The 17,196-nt window shown below is 31.1% G+C and carries 16 protein-coding genes; 7 read left to right on the top strand and 9 right to left on the bottom strand.

Annotated features, from left to right (window positions below; genetic code table 11):
- Nucleotides 1-123: 123 nt before the first annotated feature.
- From ACEQT4_RS08470 to ACEQT4_RS08460, 3 genes are read right to left on the bottom strand one after another with little or no spacing between them, the layout of a single operon-like run.
- Nucleotides 124-618: a YciI family protein gene (locus ACEQT4_RS08470; RefSeq protein ID WP_370226978.1), complete on the bottom strand. Its 495-nt coding sequence runs from the start codon at nt 616-618 to the stop codon at nt 124-126.
- Nucleotides 618-1,097, bottom strand: coding sequence for a CYTH domain-containing protein (locus ACEQT4_RS08465; RefSeq protein WP_036227066.1), 480 nt, complete (start codon nt 1,095-1,097; stop codon nt 618-620). Before ACEQT4_RS08465 ends, ACEQT4_RS08470 begins: the two co-directional genes overlap by 1 nt.
- Before the next feature lies 1 nt (nt 1,098).
- Nucleotides 1,099-1,749, bottom strand: coding sequence for a lysoplasmalogenase (locus ACEQT4_RS08460; protein WP_370226977.1), 651 nt, complete (start codon nt 1,747-1,749; stop codon nt 1,099-1,101).
- A gap of 31 nt (nt 1,750-1,780) precedes the next feature.
- Here ACEQT4_RS08460 and dinB point away from each other — a divergent pair, with 31 nt between their 5' ends.
- Entirely contained in the window at nt 1,781-2,884 is a 1,104-nt protein-coding gene (dinB, locus tag ACEQT4_RS08455) for a DNA polymerase IV (RefSeq protein WP_370226975.1), read from the top strand.
- Between the two features lie 111 nt (nt 2,885-2,995).
- On the opposite strand, the gene pyk is transcribed toward dinB, so the two are convergent.
- The 5 genes from pyk to ACEQT4_RS08430 form a co-directional block, all read right to left on the bottom strand.
- Entirely contained in the window at nt 2,996-4,438 is a 1,443-nt protein-coding gene (gene pyk / locus ACEQT4_RS08450) for a pyruvate kinase (protein WP_370226974.1), read from the bottom strand.
- Entirely contained in the window at nt 4,438-4,923 is a 486-nt protein-coding gene (locus ACEQT4_RS08445) for an IPExxxVDY family protein (protein ID WP_027879417.1), read from the bottom strand. Before ACEQT4_RS08445 ends, pyk begins: the two co-directional genes overlap by 1 nt.
- A gap of 125 nt (nt 4,924-5,048) precedes the next feature.
- On the bottom strand, nt 5,049-5,795 hold the full coding sequence (gene rnc / locus ACEQT4_RS08440; RefSeq protein ID WP_027879416.1) for a ribonuclease III: 747 nt from the start codon (nt 5,793-5,795) through the stop codon (nt 5,049-5,051).
- 13 nt (nt 5,796-5,808) lie between these two features.
- Nucleotides 5,809-7,059 (bottom strand): beta-ketoacyl-ACP synthase II, encoded by a 1,251-nt coding sequence (fabF, locus tag ACEQT4_RS08435; protein ID WP_370226972.1) that lies wholly within the window; start codon nt 7,057-7,059, stop codon nt 5,809-5,811.
- Nucleotides 7,060-7,070: 11 nt separating this feature from the next.
- Entirely contained in the window at nt 7,071-7,304 is a 234-nt protein-coding gene (locus ACEQT4_RS08430) for an acyl carrier protein (protein WP_027879414.1), read from the bottom strand.
- Nucleotides 7,305-7,475: 171 nt separating this feature from the next.
- Here ACEQT4_RS08430 and ACEQT4_RS08425 point away from each other — a divergent pair, with 171 nt between their 5' ends.
- The 4 genes from ACEQT4_RS08425 to ACEQT4_RS08410 all read left to right on the top strand — a co-directional run bounded on the left by ACEQT4_RS08425 (nt 7,476) and on the right by ACEQT4_RS08410 (nt 11,672).
- On the top strand, nt 7,476-8,042 hold the full coding sequence (locus ACEQT4_RS08425) for a phosphoribosylglycinamide formyltransferase (protein ID WP_370226971.1): 567 nt from the start codon (nt 7,476-7,478) through the stop codon (nt 8,040-8,042).
- Nucleotides 8,035-8,676: a viroplasmin family protein gene (locus ACEQT4_RS08420; RefSeq protein WP_223077866.1), complete on the top strand. Its 642-nt coding sequence runs from the start codon at nt 8,035-8,037 to the stop codon at nt 8,674-8,676. Before ACEQT4_RS08425 ends, ACEQT4_RS08420 begins: the two co-directional genes overlap by 8 nt.
- Before the next feature lie 68 nt (nt 8,677-8,744).
- Nucleotides 8,745-9,668, top strand: a complete 924-nt coding sequence (locus tag ACEQT4_RS08415) for a PfkB family carbohydrate kinase (RefSeq protein WP_370226969.1) — start codon at nt 8,745-8,747, stop codon at nt 9,666-9,668.
- Nucleotides 9,669-9,773: 105 nt separating this feature from the next.
- Nucleotides 9,774-11,672, top strand: coding sequence for an amidophosphoribosyltransferase (locus ACEQT4_RS08410; RefSeq protein ID WP_027879410.1), 1,899 nt, complete (start codon nt 9,774-9,776; stop codon nt 11,670-11,672).
- Nucleotides 11,673-11,935: 263 nt separating this feature from the next.
- Here the strand turns inward: ACEQT4_RS08410 and ACEQT4_RS08405 are convergent, their stop codons facing one another.
- Nucleotides 11,936-12,544 carry a superoxide dismutase gene (locus tag ACEQT4_RS08405; RefSeq protein WP_027879409.1) on the bottom strand — a complete coding sequence of 203 codons (609 nt, stop codon included), beginning with the start codon at nt 12,542-12,544 and terminating at the stop codon, nt 11,936-11,938.
- Nucleotides 12,545-12,680: 136 nt separating this feature from the next.
- Between ACEQT4_RS08405 and ACEQT4_RS08400 the strand changes: the two genes are divergently transcribed.
- Nucleotides 12,681-15,824: a UvrD-helicase domain-containing protein gene (locus tag ACEQT4_RS08400; RefSeq protein WP_370226967.1), complete on the top strand. Its 3,144-nt coding sequence runs from the start codon at nt 12,681-12,683 to the stop codon at nt 15,822-15,824.
- Between the two features lie 139 nt (nt 15,825-15,963).
- Nucleotides 15,964-17,157 carry a glycine C-acetyltransferase gene (gene kbl / locus ACEQT4_RS08395; RefSeq protein ID WP_027879407.1) on the top strand — a complete coding sequence of 398 codons (1,194 nt, stop codon included), beginning with the start codon at nt 15,964-15,966 and terminating at the stop codon, nt 17,155-17,157.
- Nucleotides 17,158-17,196 lie beyond the last annotated feature (39 nt).

Below are 17,196 nucleotides of genomic sequence, written 5' to 3'. Positions count from 1 at the left end.
ATGGTAGTGGCATCCTTTTTTTGCTTCCATATAAGGCAAAAAAAGATATAACGAACAGCCTGTTAAAACGCCCAAATCTTTACAATAAAAAAAGCCTCACTAATTAATTAGCAAGGCTTTGGGTTATCGTAATTTAAAACCTTTTGCTGCCCACCATGGATGAATTTCGACCTGAAGTCTACCTGCTTTAACCATAGGGTCTGAATTAGCTAAACTGTCTGCTAACTGTTGGTTAGGTACATTGTAAATTGTGATGCCTCTAATATCTCCATCATCACCAAATGGGCCAGATATGTCTGCAAAACCCATTTCGTACATTTTTCCTAAATGAGCTAAATGCTGGTCTTGGAGTTGTTTAGCTTCTTCTTCGTTTTGACTTCTTATAGGTCCTGCTTTTAAAAAAGCTATGTAATATTCTTGCATTAAAAAGGTGTCTTTAGTTTTTTCTTCTACATAATAGAAAGTTTTAAATCCTTTGTTTTTTAATAAAGAATCTTGCTCTTTAATAGATAGTTTATTGGACTCTTTAACTACCTGCTTGTCTTGTATATCTACATTCTTGTTTTCTGTTTTACATGCTAAAACTGATAAAGAAGCTAAAATTAAAAGTCGTTTCATTATTTCCATGTTTTAAAAGGTTGATTACTTAACTGAGAGTTATAATATTTAATATCTCCTGTTACTTCTTCTCCTAACCAATTAGGTTTTTCAAATATTTCGTTTTCATTATTAAGCTCTACTTCTGCTAAAACTAAACCCTTATTATCTCCAAAAAATTCATCAATTTCAAAAATATGATTTCCTAGTTTTACTTCGTAACGCATCTTATCAATAATTCCTTTTTTACATAGCTTAAAAAGCTGTTCTGCATCTTCTTTTTTAATTTCTTTTTCCCACTCAAACCTTGATAACCCATCATTTGAAGAAGCTCCTTTTATTGTTAAAAAACCCTTATCTCCTTTAAGTCTAACTCTAACGGTTCTTTCTTTATCTGTACTTAAAAACCCTTGTTTGATATGTGTTTTATTAAAAGCTTCCTCTTTAAAAACCTGAGATTTAACCAAAAATTTTCTTTCTATTTCTATTGTAGATGACATATTATTTATTGATTGGTATATATAATGCGGACAGTGCTATAAAACATATTGCAGCCCAATAAGTAGATAATATAATTAAATCTGAAAAAGAAAACTTAATAACGAACATATTATAAGCTAAAACAGCATCAGAAATTAAAAATAAAATAGCTCCTAAAGCTACTATTCTATAAACTTTATTATCGTTTAAAAAATATAAATTTAATGCTTGCCAAGCCATAATAACAATACAAATTATATACAAAATAACTGGTATTAATAATTGCCCTAAATTATCTTTTAATACAAAAAACATTGCTATTGCAAAGAGTATTAAAAACACTAATGGTTTAAAATTATATAAAAATCCATTTACAGTTGTAAAGGCATAAGTAAACAATATATGGCCTAATAAAAATGAAGCTAAACCGTATATAAATAAATGCTCAAACATTAATAAAACATCGCCTATTAAACAGAAACACAAACCAAGAATTATTATTAAAGCGTATTTACTTAATTTAAGTTTAATGAAAATTATAGGTAAAAGTAAAATCAAAACCGTTGTCAAAGGTTTTAAAATATAAAACCAATTAATAAACTTAAAAAATGAGGTGAAAATAGCGGTTAATGCAACAATAAAAGTTATTAAAAGGTAGGTGGATTTTTTCATAATTATACATTGTAATTTATAAATTTACATCATGTCAAGTAATTTACCAATAAGAAAAATTATTCATGTAGATATGGATGCATTTTACGCATCTGTAGCACAAATGGATAATCCAGATCTAAAAGGTAAACCCATTGCTGTTGGTGGCAGCGGTACGCGCGGTGTTATAAGTGCTGCCAGTTATGAAGCTAGAAAATTTGGTGTTAAAAGTGCTATGTCTGGTCAATTAGCAAAAAAACTATGTCCTGAACTAATTTTTGTAAAGTCAGATTTTGGACGTTATAAAGAAATCTCTAATAAAATTAGAGCTATTTTTTTTGATTATACCGACTTAGTTGAACCTTTATCTCTAGATGAAGCCTACTTAGATGTAACACAAAACAAAAAAGGAAATCCTAGCGCATCTTTAATTGCTGAAGAAATTAGAAATCGAATTTACAATGAGGTTGGCTTAACAGCATCTGCAGGAATTAGTATTAATAAATTTGTTGCTAAAGTTGCTAGCGATTATAATAAGCCAAATGGACAAAAAACAGTTAATCCTGAAGAAGTTTTAAATTTCTTAGAAGCTTTAGATATAAGGAAGTTTTATGGTATCGGTAAAGTTACTGCCGAAAAAATGTACCAAAAAGGTATCTTTACTGGTAAAGATTTAAAGTCAAAAACTTTAGAATATTTAGAGCAAAATTTTGGTAAATCTGGCGCCTATTATTATCATATTGTAAGAGGTGTACATAACAGTCAAGTTAAACCAAATAGAATTAGAAAAAGCCTTGCTGCAGAGCGTACATTTAGTAAAAATTTATCTTCCGAAATATTTATGCTTGAAAAATTAGAGCATATTGCCGAAGAAGTATCTAAAAGGTTAGGAAAAAACAGTGTTGCAGGAAAAACAGTAACATTAAAAATTAAATACAGCGATTTTACTTTGCAAACTAGAAGTAAGACTCTACCCTATTTTTTTGCAGATAAGTCTGTAATTTTAGAAACTGCTAAAGATTTATTATATCAAGAAAAATTAAATAATTCTGTACGTTTATTGGGTATTTCTTTATCAAACTTAAACACAGAAGAAAACACTAAAAAGACAGAAGAAAAGAAAAGCGTTAGCGTACAATTAAAATTTAAATTTTAATAAAAAACCAGCTTCTTAGTAAGAAACTGGTTTTTAATATTTATACTATTGTTAGCTGCTCTTTAATAGCAACTACAAAAAGCGTGATTTGATAGGGTAATGCCCTAAAACTTAAAAATTACAACTTTCTATTTCTGTTACTCTTAATGTATTTACCATTCCTTTATCTTGTATTGGCATGGCAGCAAGACTTATTAACATGTCTCCTTCTTCTAAAAAGCCTTTTTTACAAGCTATTGCATTAACATCTTCAATAGTCTCATCTGTACTTACATATTTATCATAATAAAATGCTGTTACGCCCCAAAGTAAACTTAATTGAGTTAAGATACGACGGTTAGATGTAAATACTAAAATATGTGCGCTTGGTCGCCAAGCTGAAATTTGAAACGCTGTGTAACCACTATTTGTTAATGTTGAAATTGCTTTTGCATCGATCTCATTAGCCATATTTGCAGCATGATAACATATAGATTTTGTTATGTATCGTTTAGTACGGATATGTGGTGGCGATTGTGGTACTTTAATTAAGTCTGAATCTTCAACACTTTTAATAATGTTAGACATTTGACGAATTACTTGTACAGGATATTGTCCTACACTAGTTTCTCCTGATAACATTACTGCATCTGCACCATCCATTACCGAGTTACCTACATCATTAACTTCTGCACGAGTTGGTGTTAAACTATTAATCATAGTTTCCATCATTTGTGTAGCTATGATTACTGGTATTCTAGCTTTTTTAGCACGTAATACTAATTGCTTTTGTACTAATGGTACTTCTTCTGCAGGAATTTCTACACCTAAATCTCCACGTGCTACCATTAAACCATCACAGTAAGCCACAATTTTATCTATGTTTGCTACACCTTCTGGTTTTTCAATTTTAGCAATAATTGGTATTTTATGGTCACTATTTTTCTTAATCAACTCTTCTAGCTCCATTAAATCTTCTGCATGTCTCACAAAAGAAAGTGCAATCCAATCTACACCTAGCTTGCATGCAAAAATTGCGTCTTCTACATCTTTTTCTGTTAAAGCTGGTTGAGATATATTAGTATTAGGTAAGTTAACTCCTTTTTTAGATTTTAATGGTCCGCCTTGTATTACTTTAGCAATAACTTCTTTTTTCTTATCTGTAGAAACAACTTCAAAAATTAATTTTCCATCATCTAATAGAATACGCTCTCCTGGTTTAGCGTCTTGAGGAAAATTATCATAAGTCATGTAGACACGCTCTTTTGTACCTTCAAATCTTTCTCCTGTTGCAAAAATAATTTCGTCACCTGGATTTACAATAACTTCTTCTTTCATTACACCAACGCGTAATTTTGGTCCTTGTAAATCTGCTAAAATAGAAGCATTGTAACCATACTCTTCATTTAGTTCTCTAATCATTTTAACTCGCTCTTCTACATCTTTATAATCTGCATGAGAGAAGTTAATTCTAAATACGTTAGCGCCTTCGTCTAACATTCCTTTTAATACCTCTTTACTACTTGTTGCTGGTCCTAAAGTTGCAACTATTTTGGTTTTTTTTCTTTTTGGCATTAGTCGAATATTAAGTTGTTTTTAGTTTTTAAAGTATCTACATCTATACTATAAGCTGTAACTACTTGTGGTATTTCTAACAGTTTGTTTAGTATCTGTTTTTCTTTGTTAATCGTAAGGTCTGTTTCTATCTTAAGCAGATAATTAACCTTTTTATATTCTGGAAGCAAGTAATGTGTGGTCGAACCAAAATTTTCGTTTCCAAAAAGTGAGTTAAGTGACTGGTTTTGTTCTTGTTTTACTTTACAAATATTAGAGACTAGATGATAGGTTACATGTTGCTGTTTTTCATCAAAATCAAATAGTGCAAATCTTGATTTGTCTTTTGTAAAACAAACGTCATCTTTATTTCTTTTTAGTTGTAAATCTAAAACTTGATTAATTAAATAGGCTAATCTAAAATCTTCTATGGTACAATGTATACCTATCAGGCTAAACTGTTCTTCTTCAAAAAAATCGTCTAACAATAATTTTTTTACAGCCATTTTATTTACTTAACTAAATGTAAATATAATGTTTAAACGCTTATTTTAAGCATGTTTTACGTATTCTTAACATGAAAAAATACGAAAACGTTGTAGTGTTGTGTTCCTTTTTTAAGATGAAATATTTACAGAATAGCAGCTTTTGTTATCTGTTTTTGAAAAGCAAAAAAGGCTCTTTTGGATGCTTTTTCTTCTGCCTTTTTTTTGGAAGTTGCTCTAGCTTTTGATACGATTTTATGATCAATAGATAATTTTACAGCAAAATGTTTTACACTACTATTACCTGTGTCTTCATAAACATTATAATCAAAATGTTTTTTTTCTTTTTGACACCATTCTATCAACAAACTTTTATAGCTAATCACCTTACCTTCAAGTTTTTCTATATCTACGTAAGGTTCGATAATTCTATCTTCTATAAATTTTTCGCAGGCTTTATAACCTTTATCTAAATAAATGGCTCCTACTAATGCTTCAAAAAGATTACCATGAATGTTATCTCCAAATTGTCCTTTAGGTATTTTACTTTCAACAAGATTAATTAAACCTAAGTCTTTTCCTAACTCATTTAAATGCTCTCTACTTACAACTTTAGATCGCATTTTTGTTAGATAGCCTTCATCACCACTAGGTACTTCTGTATATAAGTAGTGAGCTATTACTGCACTTAGCATAGCATCTCCTAAAAACTCTAAACGCTCATAATTTACTATGTGCCCTTTACTATCTCTAATATTCATAGAGCGATGCGTAAAGGCTGTTTTATAGTATTTAAGATTTTTAGGTTTAAAGTTTACAATCTTAGATATAGACATAAAAAATTCCCCTTTGTCCTTAGACTGGGAATTAAATATGTTTTTAATACGTTTCATGTAAATTTTTGAACTAATCTATTTTCTTAAACAATACGCAAGCGTTATGTCCTCCAAAGCCAAAAGTATTGCTCATAGCTACTCTAATATCTCTTTTTTGAGGTTTGTTTAATGTTAAGTTTAGTTCTGGATCAATATTTTCGTCTACAGTTGTATGATTAATTGTAGGAGGAACAGTACCGTTTTCCATAGCCAAAATAGATGCAATCGCTTCTATAGCTCCTGCTGCACCTAACAAATGACCAGTCATAGATTTTGTTGAGTTGATATTAATGTTTTTAGCATGATCACCAAAAACTGCTTTAATAGCTTTTAATTCAGCAACATCACCTAATGGTGTAGATGTTCCATGTGTATTAATATGATCTACTTCTTCAGGTTTTAAACCTGCATTTTCTAGACAGTTTTTCATAACAGCTATTACTCCTATTCCATCTGGATGTGGTGCTGTCATGTGATATGCATCTGAAGATAATCCTCCACCAACAACTTCGGCGTAAATTTTTGCACCTCTAGCTTTAGCGTGTTCATATTCTTCTAATATTAATGCGCCTGCTCCTTCACCTAAAACAAATCCATCTCGTGTAGCATCAAACGGTCTTGATGCAGTTTCTGGACTTTCGTTTCTTGTAGATAAAGCATGCATAGAATTAAATCCGCCCATTCCTGCTATAGTTACTGCAGCTTCGCTACCACCAGTAACGATAACATCACAGTGTCCTAAACGTATATAGTTTAAGGCATCAATTAATGCATTTGCTGAAGATGCACATGCAGATACAGTTGTATAGTTAGGACCCATAAATCCATTTTTAATAGATATATTTCCTGGTGCGATATCTGCAATCATTTTTGGGATAAAGAAAGGATTAAATCTTGGTGTACCGTCTCCTGCTGCGTAGTTTAAAACTTCATTCTGAAACGTTTCTAGTCCACCAATTCCTGCTCCCCAAACAACGCCAACTCTAAGTTTGTTGACCTTGTCTAAATCAAGGTTTGAGTCCGCAATAGCCTCGTCTGACGCGACCATTGCGTACTGTGTAAACCTATCCATTTTTCGGGCTTCTTTTCTATCAAGAAAATCTGTTGCCACGAAGTTTTTTAACTCGCAAGCAAAGTTAGTTTTGAATTTTTCGGTATCAAAATATGTTATAGGCGCTGCACCACTTTTTCCATTAACAAGCCCATTCCAGTACTCGTCTTTAGTGTTTCCTATTGGTGTTAGCGCACCTAAACCTGTAACTACTACTCGCTTAAGTTCCATAAATATTGTGCTTATTTTGCAGCTTCAATATAAGATACAGCTTGACCTACTGTTGCAATATTTTCTGCTTGGTCATCTGGAATTTGAATATCAAATTCTTTTTCGAATTCCATAATTAATTCTACAGTGTCTAAAGAATCTGCTCCTAAATCGTTTGTGAAGCTTGCTTCGTTTACTACTTCGTTCTCATCAACACCTAATTTGTCTACGATAATCGCTTTTACTCTTGATGCAATGTCTGACATAATTTTAATTTTTTAGTTTTAATTAAGTGGCAAAAATAAAAAACTTTAATTTAAAACACACTTTTAGTTGAAAAATGTGCTACTAAATTAAATAATTAAATCGGTTTTGCCCGTAATTGTTAATAATTATTACTTTTTTTGTTTGAAGAATTTAACACTGAAACTATATAAATGAAACGTGTAGTAATTTTTGCGTCCGGTAGCGGAAGTAATGCTGAAAATTTAATAAAGTTTTTTCACAATAGTGACAATGCTTCTGTTGTTCAGGTATTGACTAACAATCCTCATGCCAAAGTCTTAGATAGATGTAAAAGATTAAAAGTTAGCGCTTTATCATTTAACAGAATTGCTTTTACACAAACAGAAGATGTACTTAATATTTTAAAATCTTCTAATCCAGATTTAATTGTATTAGCTGGTTTTTTATGGAAGTTTCCAGAAAATATCTTAAAAAATTTCCCAAATAAAGTGATAAATATTCATCCTGCGTTATTACCAAAATTTGGCGGTAAAGGCATGTACGGAATGAATGTACACAAAGCTGTAGTTGAAAATAAAGAAACAGAAACTGGTATTACAATACATTATGTAAACGAAAATTACGATGAAGGCGCTATCATATTTCAAGCAAAATGTAAGGTTGAAGCTTCAGACAGCGCTGAAGATGTTGCAACAAAAATTCATAAATTAGAAATGGAACATTTTCCTAAAGTGATAGATCGACTTTTAAATGAGTAAAAAGAAAAAAAAATATTATACCGTTTGGAAAGGTCATAAAACTGGAGTTTTTGAAAAGTGGGACGACTGCAAAGCCCAAATCAAAGATTTTAAAGGTGCTCAGTATAAATCTTTCGCCACTTTTGAATCTGCAAAAAAAGCTCTTAAAGATGGGCCAAAAGATTACATTGGTAAATCCAAGAGTTTTAAAAGCGAACTCTCTACCGAACAACTAAAAAAAATAGGTCAACCTAATTACAATTCCATTTCGGTTGATGCTGCATCTTCTGGTAATCCAGGTAAAATGGAATATCGTGGAGTAGACACCAAAACCAAAAAACAATTATTTATTCAAGGTCCTTTTGAAGAAGGCACAAACAATATTGGTGAATTTTTAGCTATTGTCCACGGATTAGCATTTTTAAAACAACATAATAGTAACCGTATTATTTATACCGACTCTAAAACCGCAATAAGTTGGGTTAAAAAGAAAAACTGCAACAGTAAATTAAAACGTAACGATAAAAACAAACCAGTTTTTGATTTGGTAGACCGTGCTGTAAAATGGCTTAAAGAAAATACTTACACTACTACAATCGTTAAATGGGAAACCAAAGCTTGGGGAGAAATTCCTGCAGATTTTGGCAGAAAATAAGTTAAATCTTCTTTCATTTAAATACTCAGTAAAAATCGTATATTTGCGCCTTAATTTAAATCGCCCTTATGAGCAAATTAGTAATAGTAGGTACTGTAGCTTTTGATGCTATTGAAACACCTTTTGGAAAAACAGACAAAATACTTGGCGGAGCAGCAACTTACATAGGTTTATCTGCTTCAAATTTTCAGTTAGATGCAGCTGCAGTTTCTGTAGTTGGTGGAGATTTTCCTCAAGAATATCTAGACCTTTTAAAAGATAGAAATATTAATATTGAAGGCATAGAAATAGTCCAAGAAGGTAAAACCTTTTTCTGGAGCGGTAAATACCATAACGACATGAACTCTCGTGATACTTTAGCAACAGAGCTAAACGTATTAGCAGATTTTAATCCTATCGTACCAGATAATTACAAAGATTCTGATGTTGTAATGCTAGGTAACTTACATCCTATCGTACAAATTGGTGTTTTAGACCAAATGACAAAAAAACCAAAACTAGTAGTTTTAGATACTATGAATTTTTGGATGGATACAGCTTTAGACCAATTACATGAAGTTATTAAACGTGTAGACGTCATTACAATTAATGATGAAGAGGCAAGACAACTAACCGGAGAATACAGCTTGGTTGTTGCAGCAAGAAAAATACATGAAATGGGTCCAAAATACGTAGTGATTAAAAAAGGAGAACATGGTGCGTTACTATTTCATGATGACAATGTATTTTATGCACCAGCATTACCACTAGAAGAAGTCTTTGACCCAACAGGAGCAGGAGATACTTTTGCTGGCGGATTTGCAGGTTACTTAGCAAGCACAAATGATGTTTCTTTTGAAAACATGAAAAACGCAGTCATTTACGGTTCTACTTTAGCCTCATTTTGTGTAGAAAAATTTGGAACCGAGCGTATGCTTACACTAACACAAGACGAAGTAAACAAACGACTGCAACAGTTTAAAAACTTAACACAATTTGAAATCGAATTATAAAACCTATGCGCTCTAATTTTTTTGAGCGCATTTTTTATTAACTTGTTTTAAATTAAGGACATAAAAATTTATCATTCTTAAAAAACAACACACAACACAACTAAGATGAGTGATGCTTTAAAACACGAATGCGGAATAGCGCATATTAGATTATTAAAACCATTAGAATACTACAAAGAAAAATACGGTAGTGCCTTTTATGGTGTTAATAAAATGTATTTAATGATGGAAAAACAGCACAATCGCGGTCAAGATGGTGCTGGATTTGCGAGTATAAAATTAAATACAAATCCAGGAGAACGATACATAAGTCGTGTAAGATCAATACAACAACAACCTATTCAAGATATTTTTGGTCAAATTAATAGTCGTATTAATCAAGTACTAACAGAACATCCAGAATATCAAGATGATGTTGCTCTACAAAAAAAACACGTTCCTTACATTGGCGAAGTACTTTTAGGACATGTACGTTACGGTACATTTGGTAAAAACAGTGTAGAAAGTGTACATCCATTTTTGAGACAAAATAATTGGATGCACCGTAACCTGATTCTTGCAGGAAACTTTAACATGACCAATGTTAAAGAGTTATTTCAAAACCTAGTAGATTTAGGACAACATCCAAAAGAATATACAGACACCATTACTATAATGGAAAAAATAGGTCATTTTTTAGATGATGCAGTAAGTAAAGTCTATAAAGACCTAAAAAAAGAAGGATACAGCAAACATGAGTGCTCACCTTTAATTGCAGAACGATTAAAAGTACACAAAATATTAAAACGCGCTGCTAAAAATTGGGATGGAGGATATGCTATGGCTGGACTTTTAGGTCATGGAGACTCTTTTGTCTTACGCGACCCAGCAGGAATTAGACCTGCTTTTTATTATAAGGATGACGAAGTCGTTGTTGTAGCATCAGAGCGACCTGTAATACAAACCGTTTTTAACGTAGAATTTGATGATGTAAAAGAACTAGAGCCAGGTCATGCTATAATTACAAAAACTTCTGGAGATGTATCTATAAAACAAATTTTACAACCTTTAGAGCGTAAATCTTGTAGTTTTGAACGCATCTATTTTTCTAGAGGAAGTGATGCCGAAATCTACCAAGAACGTAAAACATTAGGTAAACTTTTAATGCCTCAGGTACTAAAAGCAATAGATAACGACACAAAAAACACTGTTTTTTCTTACATACCTAATACAGCAGAAACATCTTTTTACGGATTAATTGATACTGTAGAAGAACATCTAAACGAAAGAAAAACACAAGATATTTTAAAAGGTAATGGTAATTTATCTAAAGAGCAGGTTATATCTATCTTAGAAGAAACACCTCGTATTGAAAAAATAGCCATTAAAGACGTAAAACTAAGAACGTTTATTACCGAAGACAGTAGTCGTGACGATTTAGTAGCACACGTTTACGATGTAACTTACGGCGTTATAAAACCAACCGATAACTTAGTAATCATTGACGATAGTATTGTACGTGGTACAACTTTAAAGAAAAGTATTATTAAAATGATGGATAGATTACATCCTAAAAAAATAATAGTTGTTTCTTCTGCACCACAAATACGCTATCCTGATTGCTATGGTATAGACATGGCTAACTTAGAATCTTTAGTTGCTTTTAATGCTGCTTTAGAGCTATTAAAAGAAAATAACAATTATAATTTAGTTGAAGAGGTTTACAAAAAATGTAAAGCACAAGTAGATCTTGCAGATAAAGACGTACAAAATTTTGTAAAAGAAATTTATGATCAATTTACTCCAGAACAAATTTCTGCTAAAATATCAGAGTTATTAACAGACAGTTCTGTTAATGCTGATGTAGAAATTATTTTTCAATCTGTAGACAATTTACACCAAGCTTGTCCTGAACATTTAGGCGACTGGTATTTTACAGGTAATTATCCAACAGCTGGAGGTAACCGTGTGGTTAACAGAGCTTTTATTAATTTTTATGAAGGCAATAAAGAAAGAGCTTATTAACTAATTTGAAGGGTTTTCTTACCTAAAAGTCCGTTAAGCGATTTTTTTTACGTTTTGACTATTAATTACAATTATTGAAATTAATCTTCGTTATATTTGAGCTTACCATAACATAAGTAGGTTAAGTTCATGGTAGATTTGGGGCAAAAAAGCTGGACTCTCGTCCGGCTTTTTTATTACAGTAAACAAATGATTATCAATGTTTTACAAAATAAAAAGGCAGACTAATTAGTCTGCCTTTTTATTTATATTTCAGTAGATAACTACTTAGCTTCAGCGTATCTTCTTTCTACTTCATTCCAGTTAATTACATTAAAAAATGCTTCAATATAATCTGGACGTCTATTTTGATAGTTTAAATAATAAGCGTGCTCCCAAACATCTAATCCTAAGATTGGAGTACCTTCACAAGAAACACCTGGCATTAAAGGATTATCTTGGTTTGGTGTAGAACAAACTTCTACTTTACCACCTTTATGCACACAAAGCCAAGCCCAACCAGATCCAAACTGTGTTGCTGCTGCTTTACTAAATGCATCTTTAAAATCTTCAAAAGAACCAAATTCTGCTTCGATAGCATCTTTTAATTCTCCAGACAAGCGTCCTTTTCCTTCAGGATTCATTACCGTCCAAAATAAAGAGTGATTATAAAATCCACCTCCATTATTTCTAACAGCGCTATTAGACATATCTAGATTAGTTAAAATGTCTTCAATGGATTTTCCTTCTAAGTCAGTACCTTCAATAGCACCATTTAATTTTGTTGTGTATCCGTTGTGATGTTTACTATGGTGTATTTCCATAGTTCTTGCATCTATATGTGGTTCTAATGCATCATATGCATAACCTAATTCTGGTAATTCAAAAGCCATAATATATTTTTTTGTGGTTATTAATTTTTGTTTGTATCAAACTTAAAAATAATTTAGCTTTTTTCTCCAATAATGCTAATAATTTATAACTATTTTAAGATTGATTGTCCTTATCTTGTAACAAATTAGTTTTTTGATGAATAATATTGCTCCTTTTAAAGTATTTAACGCTTCTGCTGGAAGCGGAAAAACCTTTAACCTTGTAAAATCTTACTTAAAATTACTTTTTAAAACCGAAAATATTTTTGGGTTTAGAAACATTTTGGCAATGACATTTACCAACAAAGCTGTTGGAGAAATGAAAGAGCGTATTCTTAAAAAATTAAAAGATTTTTCTGAAGAAACCGTTTTAGATGGTAACGACGCTATGTTTAATGCTCTTTGTTTAGAACTAAGTTTACAACCAGAATACGTTAACAAAAAAGCCAAAACATTATTAAGTACCATAATGCATAATTATGCTGCTTTTGATATTAGTACGATAGATGGTTTTAATCATAGATTAATCAGAACGTTTGCTTACGATTTAAAATTACCCATCAATTTTGAAGTCGAGTTAGACACCGAAGCCCTATTAAATGAAGCTGTAGATAGCCTTATAGCAAAAGCAGGAACCGACAAAAAACTTACTAAAATTTTAATTGATTTTGCTATTGAAAAAGCTGATGACGATAAAAGCTGGGACATCTCCAACGACTTAAATAAAATTGCAAAAAAACTTACCAACGAAAACGACATACCACATTTAAAAGAAGCTTTAAAGGACAAAACTTTGGACGACTTTGAAAGCTTAAAAACCAGCTTAATCAAACAAATTAAATCTACAGAAAACCAAATTATAGATAATGCTAAAAGCATTTTAACAACATTTGAAAATAACGGATTAACTAAAGCAGACTTTTCTAGAGGAACGCTTTTTAATCATTTTGAAAAAGCTTCATTATTACAAACAAACGGATTATATAATAATCAATTAGAAAGTAATATAGAAGAAAACAAAGTATACACTACAAAGCTAGATGCTAATAAAAAAGATATTATAGATAGTTTACTTCCAGAGATTGGTTTAACCTATAAAACCATAAAAGCAGCTGTCTATAATCTAACTTTTCTCAAAGCCATATATAAAAACGTTACACCACTTTCTGTATTAAATGCTATTAATACCGAGCTTCAACTTATAAAAGACAATGAGAATAAACTATTAATTTCAGAATTTAATACACTAATTTCAAATCAATTAAAAGACCAACCAACACCATTTATTTACGAGCGTATTGGCGAAAAATTTAGACACTATTTTATTGATGAATTCCAAGACACTTCCGAAATGCAATGGAATAACTTAATCCCATTAATAGAAAACTCGCTTACCGCCGAAAATTTAAAAGGCGAAAAAGGAAGTACTATGATTGTTGGTGATGCTAAACAAGCTATTTACCGTTGGCGTGGCGGAAAGGCAGAACAATTTATTGACTTAACCGAAGATAAAAATCCTTTTCCTGTAGATAAAAAGCTCATTGAGCTTGAAGAAAATTACCGTAGTCACAAAAATATTGTCAACTTTAATAATTCGTTTTTTAAATACATTTCAAACACAAGTTTTAGAAATGAGCATTATGCTAATTTGTATAAAAAAGCTAATCAAAATCCTACTATAAAAGAAGAAGGTTATGTAAGCTTTCAATTTTTAGATTTAAAGGAAAGCGAAGACGATAAAGAAACCCTTTATGCTAAAGAAACATACAATACCTTAAAAAAATGCTTAGATAATGGTTATGATTTAAAAGATATCTGTGTTTTAGTACGCAAGAAAAAAGAAGGAATTGCTATAGCAAATTATTTAAGTGAAAACGACATTAAGATCATGTCTTCTGAAACAATGCTGATCGATAATTCCGAATCCGTTCAGCTAATCAATAACATCTTAAGATTATTAGTCAATCCAAATAATTTTGAAGTTAGAATTAATGTACTTCATTATTTAGCAAGTACTTTCAACGTTGAAGATAAACACACATTTTTTAATCAAAATCTAAAATTAAATATTGATACTTTTTTTGGAAGCTTTAAACAATTTGGCATCGATTTTAATACTACAGAAATTGCACAACTTTCGCTATACGATAGTGTAGAAGATATTGCAAGACAGTTTAATTTACTACAAACTTCAGATGCATTTGTACAGTTTTATTTAGACTTAGTTTTAGAGTTTTCTCAAAAACATATAACTGGTATTTCTGGTTTTTTAGATTACTACGACAATAAAAAAGACAGTTTAAGTATTGTGTCTCCTAACAACCAAAATGCAGTACAAATAATGACCATACATAAATCAAAAGGTTTAGAGTTTCCTGTGGTTATTTTTCCTTTTGCCGATTTAGATATTTATCGAGAGATAGACCCTCAAGAATGGTTTCCAATAGATAAAACCCTTTTTAACGGTTTTTCAAAAACACTAATAAACTTTAACAGTGATGTCGAAAATTTTGGGGAAATTGGTCAAGACATTTACACCAAACATAAAGCAGAACAAGAACTAGACAATATAAATTTACTTTATGTTGCTTTAACAAGACCTGTAGAGCAATTACATGTTATTAGTAAAATAGATAATAATTTAAATGAATTAAATAGCTACTCTAAACTATTCCAATCTTATTTACAAACAGAACAACTATGGAGTGACAATCAAACCTTTTACGAATTTGGCAATTCAAAAAGAGAAATTATTCCAGTAGAAAAATCTTTAGACACTTCATCTAACAAAAACATTATAAGTGTTAACAAAAAGGAACACAACATTAAAATAATTACCAAGTCTGGATATTTATGGGACACTAATCAACAGCATGCAATAGAAAAAGGAAACATTATACACGATATAATGTCAAAAATCTATACAAAAGACGATATCGATTTTGCAATAAATTTAGCTTTAGACAATGGATTTATCAATGATGACCAAGTAGAATTCATCACAAAAAACATAAATGATATTGTAAACCAAAAAGACCTTAAAGAGTTTTTTACAGATCAATATACAATTTATAACGAGCGTGATATTTTAACCAGCACAGGACAAATGATTAGACCAGACCGTTTAGTTATAAGGGACAATCAAGCTACAATTATTGATTACAAAACAGGATTACCAAATCCAAAATACGAACAGCAATTAGAAATATATGCTACACATTTAAAAGAAATAGGATATCAAATTTCAAATAAAATTTTGGTTTTTATCAACGATAACATTCAAACAAAAAATTACAATTAGGGCGTTACCCTTTTTCGCATAAACTACAAAGGGTCGTGCTATCCACTATATCTTTTTTGTTTTTAAAACAAAAAAGGATGTCGTTTCTATCACTAACGCAAAAACATTGCTAAATTTGTAAAAAAACAACCCTTAAATTATGTACACAAAAATTAAAGATCATTTAAATAAAGAATTACAAGACATAAAAGACAGTGGACTTTTTAAAGAAGAGCGTATAATAACTTCTGCTCAAGGTGCAGAGATTACATTAAATACAGGAGAAAAGGTTTTAAACTTTTGTGCAAATAATTACCTAGGTTTATCATCTCACCCAGAAGTTATCCAAGCGGCAAAAGACACAATGGATACTCATGGTTTTGGAATGTCTTCTGTTAGATTTATTTGTGGCACACAAGACATACACAAAACCTTAGAACAAAAAATAGCAGATTTTTATGGAACAGAAGACACAATATTATATGCAGCAGCTTTTGATGCAAACGGTGGTGTTTTTGAGCCATTATTAGGTCCAGAAGACGCAATTATATCAGACTCATTAAATCATGCATCAATTATAGATGGTGTTAGATTATGTAAAGCAGCAAGATATAGATACCAAAATAATAACATGGAAGATTTAGAAAAACAACTTATAGCAGCTAACGAAGCTGGAAGTCGTTTTAAAATTATTGTTACAGATGGTGTCTTTTCTATGGATGGTTTAGTAGCTCCATTAGATGAAATATGTGACTTAGCAGATAAATATGACGCTTTAGTTATGATAGATGAGTGTCATGCTACTGGCTTTATTGGCGAAACCGGTCGTGGTACTTTAGAAGAAAAAGGCGTAATGGACAGAATAGATATCATTACAGGAACCTTAGGAAAAGCATTAGGCGGAGCAATGGGTGGATACACCACAGGAAAAAAAGAAATTATAGAAATGCTACGTCAAAGATCAAGACCTTATTTGTTTTCCAACTCTCTAGCACCAGCAATTGTAGGAGCATCAATAAAAGTCTTTGATATGCTAGCTAATGATCACTCTTTAAGAGATCAACTAGAAGAAAACACAAAGTATTTCAAAAAAGAAATGAAGGCAGCAGGATTTGATATAGTAGATGGTGATTCTGCAATAGTTCCGGTTATGCTATATGATGCTAAACTATCACAAATAATGGCAAATAGATTGTTAGAAGAAGGTATATATGTAATAGGATTTTTCTATCCGGTTGTTCCAAAAGAAAAAGCAAGAATAAGAGTTCAGCTTTCAGCTGCGCATACAAAAGAGCATTTAGACAAAGCTATTAACGCCTTTAAAAAGGTTGGCAAAACTTTAGAAATCATTTAATAAACAATTGTTTAAACCTTAATAAAAACCTTAAATAAT

It is taken from the genome of Mesoflavibacter sp. (genome assembly GCF_964226795.1).
In the GTDB taxonomy this organism is placed as follows: domain Bacteria; phylum Bacteroidota; class Bacteroidia; order Flavobacteriales; family Flavobacteriaceae; genus Mesoflavibacter; species Mesoflavibacter zeaxanthinifaciens.
The sequence above is the reverse complement of the archived record's forward strand: the minus strand, read 5'-3'. Positions and strand labels throughout refer to the sequence as shown.

What these genes read in the sequence shown, in the direction of transcription:
- ACEQT4_RS08470 (WP_370226978.1), bottom strand. Translation starts at nt 618, where the DNA reads ATGAAACGACTTTTAATTTTAGCTTCTTTATCAGTTTTAGCATGTAAA.
- ACEQT4_RS08465 (WP_036227066.1), bottom strand. Translation starts at nt 1,097, where the DNA reads ATGTCATCTACAATAGAAATAGAAAGAAAATTTTTGGTTAAATCTCAG.
- ACEQT4_RS08460 (WP_370226977.1), bottom strand. Translation starts at nt 1,749, where the DNA reads ATGAAAAAATCCACCTACCTTTTAATAACTTTTATTGTTGCATTAACC.
- dinB (WP_370226975.1), top strand. Translation starts at nt 1,781, where the DNA reads ATGTCAAGTAATTTACCAATAAGAAAAATTATTCATGTAGATATGGAT.
- pyk (WP_370226974.1), bottom strand. Translation starts at nt 4,438, where the DNA reads ATGCCAAAAAGAAAAAAAACCAAAATAGTTGCAACTTTAGGACCAGCA.
- ACEQT4_RS08445 (WP_027879417.1), bottom strand. Translation starts at nt 4,923, where the DNA reads ATGGCTGTAAAAAAATTATTGTTAGACGATTTTTTTGAAGAAGAACAG.
- rnc (WP_027879416.1), bottom strand. Translation starts at nt 5,795, where the DNA reads ATGAAACGTATTAAAAACATATTTAATTCCCAGTCTAAGGACAAAGGG.
- fabF (WP_370226972.1), bottom strand. Translation starts at nt 7,059, where the DNA reads ATGGAACTTAAGCGAGTAGTAGTTACAGGTTTAGGTGCGCTAACACCA.
- ACEQT4_RS08430 (WP_027879414.1), bottom strand. Translation starts at nt 7,304, where the DNA reads ATGTCAGACATTGCATCAAGAGTAAAAGCGATTATCGTAGACAAATTA.
- ACEQT4_RS08425 (WP_370226971.1), top strand. Translation starts at nt 7,476, where the DNA reads ATGAAACGTGTAGTAATTTTTGCGTCCGGTAGCGGAAGTAATGCTGAA.
- ACEQT4_RS08420 (WP_223077866.1), top strand. Translation starts at nt 8,035, where the DNA reads ATGAGTAAAAAGAAAAAAAAATATTATACCGTTTGGAAAGGTCATAAA.
- ACEQT4_RS08415 (WP_370226969.1), top strand. Translation starts at nt 8,745, where the DNA reads ATGAGCAAATTAGTAATAGTAGGTACTGTAGCTTTTGATGCTATTGAA.
- ACEQT4_RS08410 (WP_027879410.1), top strand. Translation starts at nt 9,774, where the DNA reads ATGAGTGATGCTTTAAAACACGAATGCGGAATAGCGCATATTAGATTA.
- ACEQT4_RS08405 (WP_027879409.1), bottom strand. Translation starts at nt 12,544, where the DNA reads ATGGCTTTTGAATTACCAGAATTAGGTTATGCATATGATGCATTAGAA.
- ACEQT4_RS08400 (WP_370226967.1), top strand. Translation starts at nt 12,681, where the DNA reads ATGAATAATATTGCTCCTTTTAAAGTATTTAACGCTTCTGCTGGAAGC.
- kbl (WP_027879407.1), top strand. Translation starts at nt 15,964, where the DNA reads ATGTACACAAAAATTAAAGATCATTTAAATAAAGAATTACAAGACATA.